9 protein-coding genes and 1 pseudogene are annotated in these 7,198 nt (G+C 36.3%); all 10 read right to left on the minus strand.

Annotated features, from left to right (window positions below; genetic code table 11):
- Window positions 1-106: 106 nt before the first annotated feature.
- Window positions 107-403 carry a rhodanese-like domain-containing protein gene (locus tag ACTNEP_RS20205; protein WP_010648794.1) on the minus strand — a complete coding sequence of 99 codons (297 nt, stop codon included), beginning with the start codon at window positions 401-403 and terminating at the stop codon, window positions 107-109.
- 58 nt (window positions 404-461) lie between these two features.
- Window positions 462-1,241 carry a sulfite exporter TauE/SafE family protein gene (locus tag ACTNEP_RS20210; protein ID WP_010648795.1) on the minus strand — a complete coding sequence of 260 codons (780 nt, stop codon included), beginning with the start codon at window positions 1,239-1,241 and terminating at the stop codon, window positions 462-464.
- Between the two features lie 63 nt (window positions 1,242-1,304).
- Window positions 1,305-1,532 carry a sulfurtransferase TusA family protein gene (locus ACTNEP_RS20215; protein WP_151025989.1) on the minus strand — a complete coding sequence of 76 codons (228 nt, stop codon included), beginning with the start codon at window positions 1,530-1,532 and terminating at the stop codon, window positions 1,305-1,307.
- A gap of 32 nt (window positions 1,533-1,564) precedes the next feature.
- Window positions 1,565-2,692 carry an MBL fold metallo-hydrolase gene (locus ACTNEP_RS20220; RefSeq protein ID WP_441163759.1) on the minus strand — a complete coding sequence of 376 codons (1,128 nt, stop codon included), beginning with the start codon at window positions 2,690-2,692 and terminating at the stop codon, window positions 1,565-1,567.
- An 83-nt stretch (window positions 2,693-2,775) separates the two neighbouring features.
- The gene (locus ACTNEP_RS20225) at window positions 2,776-3,171 is read right to left on the minus strand and encodes a DsrE/DsrF/DrsH-like family protein (protein WP_060669093.1); all 396 of its coding nucleotides are present in this window, start codon (window positions 3,169-3,171) and stop codon (window positions 2,776-2,778) included.
- Window positions 3,172-3,183: 12 nt separating this feature from the next.
- A complete protein-coding gene (locus ACTNEP_RS20230; protein ID WP_010648799.1) occupies window positions 3,184-3,735 on the minus strand; it encodes a sulfurtransferase TusA family protein in 552 nt (183 codons plus the stop codon).
- Between the two features lie 341 nt (window positions 3,736-4,076).
- The gene (locus ACTNEP_RS20235; RefSeq protein ID WP_441163760.1) at window positions 4,077-5,177 is read right to left on the minus strand and encodes an ATP-binding protein; all 1,101 of its coding nucleotides are present in this window, start codon (window positions 5,175-5,177) and stop codon (window positions 4,077-4,079) included.
- On the minus strand, window positions 5,164-5,847 hold the full coding sequence (locus ACTNEP_RS20240) for a response regulator transcription factor (RefSeq protein WP_060669092.1): 684 nt from the start codon (window positions 5,845-5,847) through the stop codon (window positions 5,164-5,166). The genes ACTNEP_RS20235 and ACTNEP_RS20240 overlap by 14 nt, the downstream gene beginning before the upstream one ends.
- Before the next feature lie 30 nt (window positions 5,848-5,877).
- Entirely contained in the window at window positions 5,878-6,471 is a 594-nt protein-coding gene (locus ACTNEP_RS20245; protein ID WP_441163761.1) for a peroxiredoxin family protein, read from the minus strand.
- An 18-nt stretch (window positions 6,472-6,489) separates the two neighbouring features.
- Window positions 6,490-7,083: pseudogene (locus ACTNEP_RS20250) on the minus strand (cytochrome c biogenesis CcdA family protein); the annotation flags it as partial.
- Between the last annotated feature and the right edge of the window lie 115 nt (window positions 7,084-7,198).

The following is a 7,198-nucleotide window of genomic DNA, read 5'->3' on the forward strand; positions in this document are numbered from 1 at the left end:
CTTAAATTAAGGGTCCATTTTTGCTTCGAAGCTTTGGACACCTCGTATGATACCAAGAGGGCTCTTTTTGTTTCAATCCTCAAATTTCTTCATTACAGGAATGCTCCTATTCTATTTCACCAACCCACGCTAACATTCCGCCAGTCATATTCGTAACATTATATCCTTGATTGATTAAAAATTCACATGCTCTTGAACTTCTTCCACCAGAACGACAAACCATGTAATAATGTTTATTTTTATCTATTTTGTCTAAAGAATTTGGGATGTCCCCCAAAGGAATATGTTTAGCTTCAGGAATTTTCCCCTCTGCAACTTCAACGTCTTCCCGGACATCAATAATATGGACGTTTTCTCCATTTTTTATTTTCTCATGTAACTCTACTGCTGATATACTTTTCATCAGTCTGCATCTCCTTTATTATTGTCTATTTTCGTATCTAGAAGGTTTAAAATATTATTTAAGTCAAAATATCTATCCAAATTTTAATAGCAGTACCCGCAATCAAAAGTGCTAATATCACTTGTAAAATTCGGGTATTCATTCTCTTTCCTACTTTTGCTCCAAGTGGTGCCGCTAATAAACTTGCTACAATCATAATAGCAGCTGGCCAATAATCTACTTGTCCAGTAGCAATTTTACCAACACTTCCCCCGATAGAAGAAATGAACGTTACTGCTAAACTTGTTGCAATCGTCATTCGTGTTGGAATGTGCAAAACCGTAAGCATGATTGGTACAAGTAAAAAGCCTCCTGCCGCACCGACTATACCAGATGCTATTCCCACAATTAATGCTAATATTGCCGCTAGCGGCTTGTTGAAGGTAACTTCATTTAATGGTACATCGTCCATTTTTTTCTTTGGTACAAACATCATTACAGCTGCAATCACAGCTAGAATACCATACACAACATTTACTGCTTGCTCGGATAAGAAACTCGATCCATAACTACCAATTAAACTTCCTATTAGGATAGCTCCACCCATATAAATGATGAGCTGCTTGTTTAGGTATCCACCTTTTCGATATGCCCATACACCTGCAATGGAAGCAAACAGTACTTGTACTGCACTTATTCCAGAAACCTCATGGGCTGTAAATGCTACTAGACCAAATAAAGGGGGAATATAAAGTAGCATTGGGTATTTAATAATGGAACCCCCAACACCTAACATACCGGATAAAAAGGAACCAATAAACCCAATTGCAAACACAACGATGATAAAAGTTAAATCCATTACTAAACCTTCTTTCTTATTTAGAAAAGCGAGTAGTTCACGCTACTCGCTATTTGGTTTTCTTTATCCTTTTTGAATATAGAAGTACAGAACATCCTCTTCTGTTTTTTGTTCTAATACGGTATGGCCACCTGATTTAGCCCATGCTGGGATATCATTTAAAGCACCCTTATCTGTTAAAAGTACTTCAAGTACTTCACCAGAGTTAATCGTATCCATTGCTTTTTTAGTTTTTACAATTGGCATAGGACATGCTAAGCCTTTTGCATCTAATGTTTTTGTAATGTTCATTTAATTTACCCCCATTTTTTTCTATTGATTAATTAGCGAACTGCACAACGGTTTGGACCGATTTCCATTTCTGTTTGTTCGTCATTATTAGGTGTGATTTTCCCCATATTTACCTGACGAATTTGTTCATACGCATTTGGCTGTGGTGGTAGGTTATCTGTAACAGTACGACGGAATTCCGCTTCATCCTCGATGTTTAATCCATGATTCTCTTTAAACAAATCACCTAATCTTCTAGCCACTGTACCATCTTCATTTAACTCATCAATAATCATGAAATGTGCAGGTAACACCACTAGGTATTCAGCTAGTTCACGATAACGGGAATATAATGTTTCTCGTAAGTCACCTACCCAATCTTCCGCAAGTCCTGCTAAATCGGGACGACCAATGGAGTCGATAAATAAAATATCACCTGTTAACAAGAACTGATTGTCGATAACAAATGAAGTAGAACCAATGGTATGACCCGGTGAATAAAGTGCATTTACATCAATTTGAGATGCACCAATTTTTACATTTAATCCTTCTGTAAGTGGCGTGTAATCAAACACTACCTCTGTCGCATCTTTTGGTGGTAGATAGTAAGTTGCTCCTGTATTTGCTGCAATATGACGTCCACCTGAAATATGATCTGCGTGTAGGTGTGTATCAAATACGTGCTTGATTTCTACTCCTTTTTCTTTCGCAAAGTTTGTGAATACATCCGTGAAACGCACTGCATCAATAATAGCTGCTTCGCCTTCAGAAATTACCATATAAGATAAACAACCTTTTCCTAAACGAACAAATTGGTATAGCTCCCCACCATTTTCTAAATCGGAAACTTTAATTGGTTCTAGATAACTACTCCAAGATTTCATTCCACCTTCAAGATATGCAACTTCACGACCAGCTTCAGAAAGCATTTCTGCTACCATAACGGAAGATCCTTCCTTAGCACATACTACTAATACTTCCTTATCTGTTGGAAGTTTAGGCAAAATCTCTTCTACACCATCTAATAATTCGAAGTAAGGGATATTTAAATACTCGAATTTATGTCCTTCAATTTTCCAATCCTCAAATGCATCATGATTACGAACATCTAAAATAAATAATTCTTCGTTATCAATTACTTTTCGAGCAACTTCTGCTGCAGTCCATTTATTTACTGTCATTATTGAATTACCCCCCTAGGTATATTTTAAATTATTTTTTAGCAGTGGAGAATTTCTCCACTGCATAAAGATTGATCATCTAATTAGAAAGTTAATGTTGGTGATGCATCTTTTGCATATTCTAGGAATGTTACTGCTCCACCAACTTCTATACCATCAACGAAATCTTCTTTCGTAAGTCCCATAACATCCATTGTCATTTGACATGCTATAAATTTAACACCTAGTTCCTGTGCCATCCCAACTAGTTGTGGGATAGTAGGAACATTTGCCTTTTCAAACCCTTCAGCAAAATGTTCCTTTCCTGCTGGCATTTCTAAAGCGTGCATTGCTTGTTTATGAATTAAGTTTAGTCCTTCAAAAGTGAAGAAGATTTGTACCTCTTTTTCTGAAGCTGCTGCTGCTGTTGCGATATTGAATACTTTGTATGCATCAAACATTCCACCGTTTGCTGCGATAATAGCTACTTTTTCTGACATAATAAATTCCTCCTAGATTTCTTTTGTTATTTTTCCGTTCCACTCATTCATACCCGGTAGAACGTTATAAACTTTTTTATAACCATTGTTTGCTAATAGTTGTGCTGCCAAATCAGAACGTTTCCCTGTACGGCAGATTACATAGATTTCTTTTTCTTTATCCAATTCTTCAAGGCGTGATTCTAATTCACCCATTGGAATGGACTTTGCACCTTGAATATGACCAAATGCATATTCTGCTGCTTCACGCACATCTAAAATTAAACCGTCACCTGATTCAATTTCATCAAGTGAAACAGTGTGTTCAAATGTTTTTTCCACTTCTGGTTCATTAGAGCCTTTGCGAATGTAATGATAAAGAACATCGCCTTCTTCCAATGTTCCTAGATATTGGTGTCCAACAGTGCTTGCCCATGCTGCTAAATCGGCTTTAGATCCTTTGTCTGTAGCTTGAACTTCCAATACTTGACCATCTTCAAGATCCGTAATTGCTTTTTTAGTTTTCACAATTGGCATTGGACAAGCTAAGCCTTTTGCATCTAATTGGTGATTTGCTTGAATCATACATTTACCCCCCACGGTATTGTTTTTAACAAAAAAATTTACGATTTGGTATTTATTATACCTCTATGGGTATAATATTTAGCAATAAATTAGTCGTTATTGATAACGACGTTTGCAGTATACCTTTTATAGATCTCCATTGATTTAGCTTGTTGAAAATCAATTACAAGACCAATAATATACCCCCTAGGGTAAAATGTCAACCCTTTGATTTCTATTTTTTTGGATGGTTCTAGAATGAGACAGGTTTTGATTGTTTAGATTTAGATTAATCTTCCCACGCTCATTAATATGGTAGAACCTTTCCAACACCTTCCTTTTACCAACAATGCTCACCCGACCTACTTTTCTCTAACTTCTATTGTTTCAACAACTTCAATAGCACTATTAACAGACTGAATCATGGCACAGTTTTTGATTGCAAGGTCAAGCGATTTTTGGACTTTTGAAATAGCAAGCCCTAAACCAGAACCGCCATATTCTCGTGATCTCGAATGGTCAACACGATAAAACCGTTCAAAAATTCGTTCCTGCTCATCAATCGAAAGAGATTTTCCGGGTCCAGCTATACTAAGCCTATACTCTGATTGAGAATCTATTCCCTTGATTGTTATTGACCCACTACCCTCATAGTAGCGAATGGCATTATCAAGTAAATTACTAATGACTTGTGAGATTGCACCACTATTTAGTTTAATAATACTCGGTGCAACGTCTACTTGCATGTTAATGTCTTCCTGTTCTATTGCCCAGCGAAACATTTCTATCGATTGTTCCACTATCTTTTCAATTTGAACAAGTGATTTTTCTGAAAAACTCTGGGTTGATACGTGATCCCATTCTTTCAGTTGTTCCATCTGCTCTACCAAATGAATAAGCCGCTTTGATTCATTGAATAAAGATTGGTATAGCTTTTCGTCTCCTTGAATCACTCCACTTTGTAATGCACGGAGATACCCTTTTAAGTTGGATAGAGGAGTACGAAACTCATGGGATAAATCAGAAACTAGTTTTTGTCGATGAAGTTCATTATCCTCAAGCTGTTTAATTAAATCATTAAAATGACTAATTAATTCGCCTATTTCACCATCTGATTTAGCTTGAATAGGATTAGGATATTCACCCTGTTTCATCCTTTTAGTAGAGGAAATTAGTTCTTTTAATGGATGAATCAACTTTTTGGTTAAATAGAAATGAATAAGACTACCAATAATAATGGTAGAAATACTGAATATCCACAAGTATTGAAATAATGTCGTCTCGAATTGAGCTTGTTTTTGATTACTCATTGAAGTTAATCCATCCGCAAGAACACATGCAGTATTATAAATTGCCCAACTACTTAAACCTACAAATGCAGCAATCACTAATATGTTAATAAACGTTAATCGAAAAAGAAATTGTTTGGGAACAAGCACCTTTCTTATTTTATTCCGTAACAAATTTATACCCCATTCCTCGGACCGTAATAATTCGTTTAGGTACAGCTGGATTTTCTTCGATTTTTTTCCTTAGTTTCTTTATATGTGCATCTATTGTCCGGTCTAGTATTAATTTGTCCGCATAAGGATATAGTTGATTCAAAAGGCTTTCTCTAGAGATAACCGTATTCGGATTCTCCATAAAATAATATAATAGATTGAACTCATGCTTCGTTAGTTTTACTTCTTGATCCAAAAGTAAAACTTCCCCTTTTCGAGGTTTAATACATAATCCATCATAAGTAATCTTCTGGCAAAATTGCCCTGTTCGCCGTAGTACAGCTTCAATATGAGCTAGAAGTTCCTCTGGTTCAAATGGTTTCACTATATAATCATCTGCCCCAATCTTTAACCCATTAATTTTATCCTCTATACGTGATTTAGCAGATAGCATAATGATCGATACTTCATTTCTCTCTTGTTCCCGAACCCACGTACAAAATTCTTCTCCACTAAGTTTAGGGAGCATTAGATCTAGTATGATAAGACAAGGATGTTTCGATAGAAATACTTCCTTTGCTTCCTCTCCATCTACAGCCTCCACAACATCATAGCCTGATTTTTTCAAATAAATGCTGATTAAATCACGTATCATTTTATCGTCTTCAACAACTAATATGGTTTGTTTCATTCTCTCACCTCTTTGCCCATCATATGTAATTTACTCCATCTTCTCAAATTCCTGCACCATCAAATCGTAATTCATTGCACCATATGCCTTGTAACTAATCAATCCGTTGGAATCAACCATATAAGTAGTTGGAATTGGTTGGATTGCATAGAGATTTGCTACGTCTAAATTGGAATCCATTAAAACTGGAAAAGTTAGTTTATATTCGTCAGCAAAGTTCTCTATATCTTCTACACTAGATTCCGAATTGGTTAGATTAACTGCTAAAATAACAATATCCTTATCTTGATGGAACTTTTCCATATCAGGCATTTCTGCTCGACATGGTGGACACCATGTTGCCCAAAAATTAATCATTACACGGTGTCCACGAAAGTCCGATAATTTTACACTGTCCCCACTTAACGTATCTAGTTGAAAATCTGGTGCCTTGTTCCCAACTTCCAAACCAATAACAGGCTTCTGATTTTCTTCTACTCCTTCAACTGTAGCTTCAGCCTCTACTTCTTGTAGCTCCTCTACATTTTCAAAATGGACCGCAGACTTTTTGTTTGAGTCGAGGAAATCATAGACTGCCCAGCCTACCATACCTATCACTACAACTAAAAGAATCCATTTTTTCATCACAAACACCTCCTAAGTTTACCCTAATCTTGATAACCAAGTATCTTGTACTAAATCTAGTAAGAATCCTGAAATACGTGGCATTAATCCGAAGAATAGAACGAATCCCATCAAAATCATCATGATGGCACCTATCTTCATTATGATGTTGCTATGCCGTACTATCCATTTCGTTTTCCCAATAAAGAATGTTAAGACCAGAAATGGTAATGCAAATCCAAATACATACATAATCGTATAAAACATTCCTTGACCGGGATTACTAGCAGCTAAGAGTAGAATGGAACCGAAAATTGGTCCGATGCAAGGTGTCCATCCAGCAGCAAACCCAAGCCCAATAAAGAATGTCCCAACATATCCAGCTGGTTTTTTCGTATAATGAAACCGCCGTTCCTTCATTAGAGACGGTATTTGGATCCAACCCGCTATAAATAACCCCATTATAATAATAAAAACTCCTGCTATCCGCTGAATGAGTAGTCCAGAATCACCAACCAAGAGTTTTTGCGCCCATTGTCCTAAAAACGAAGCACTGGCACCTAAACTAAGGAATACTAGGGAAACTGCTAAAAGGAAGAAGAACGAATGAGCGAATAACTGGCGAACTATTTTTCTACACTAGCGTTGCATTAAATTAATTTTATTATTAAAAATACTCGAAATGTTCAATTTTATTGTTTTGCGCAAAGAAAAAGTCCTTTATAATGGATAAGTCAGGTGGTAAACC

Origin of the sequence: Gracilibacillus sp. HCP3S3_G5_2, assembly GCF_052063305.1 — a bacterium.
In the GTDB taxonomy this organism is placed as follows: domain Bacteria; phylum Bacillota; class Bacilli; order Bacillales; family Amphibacillaceae; genus Gracilibacillus.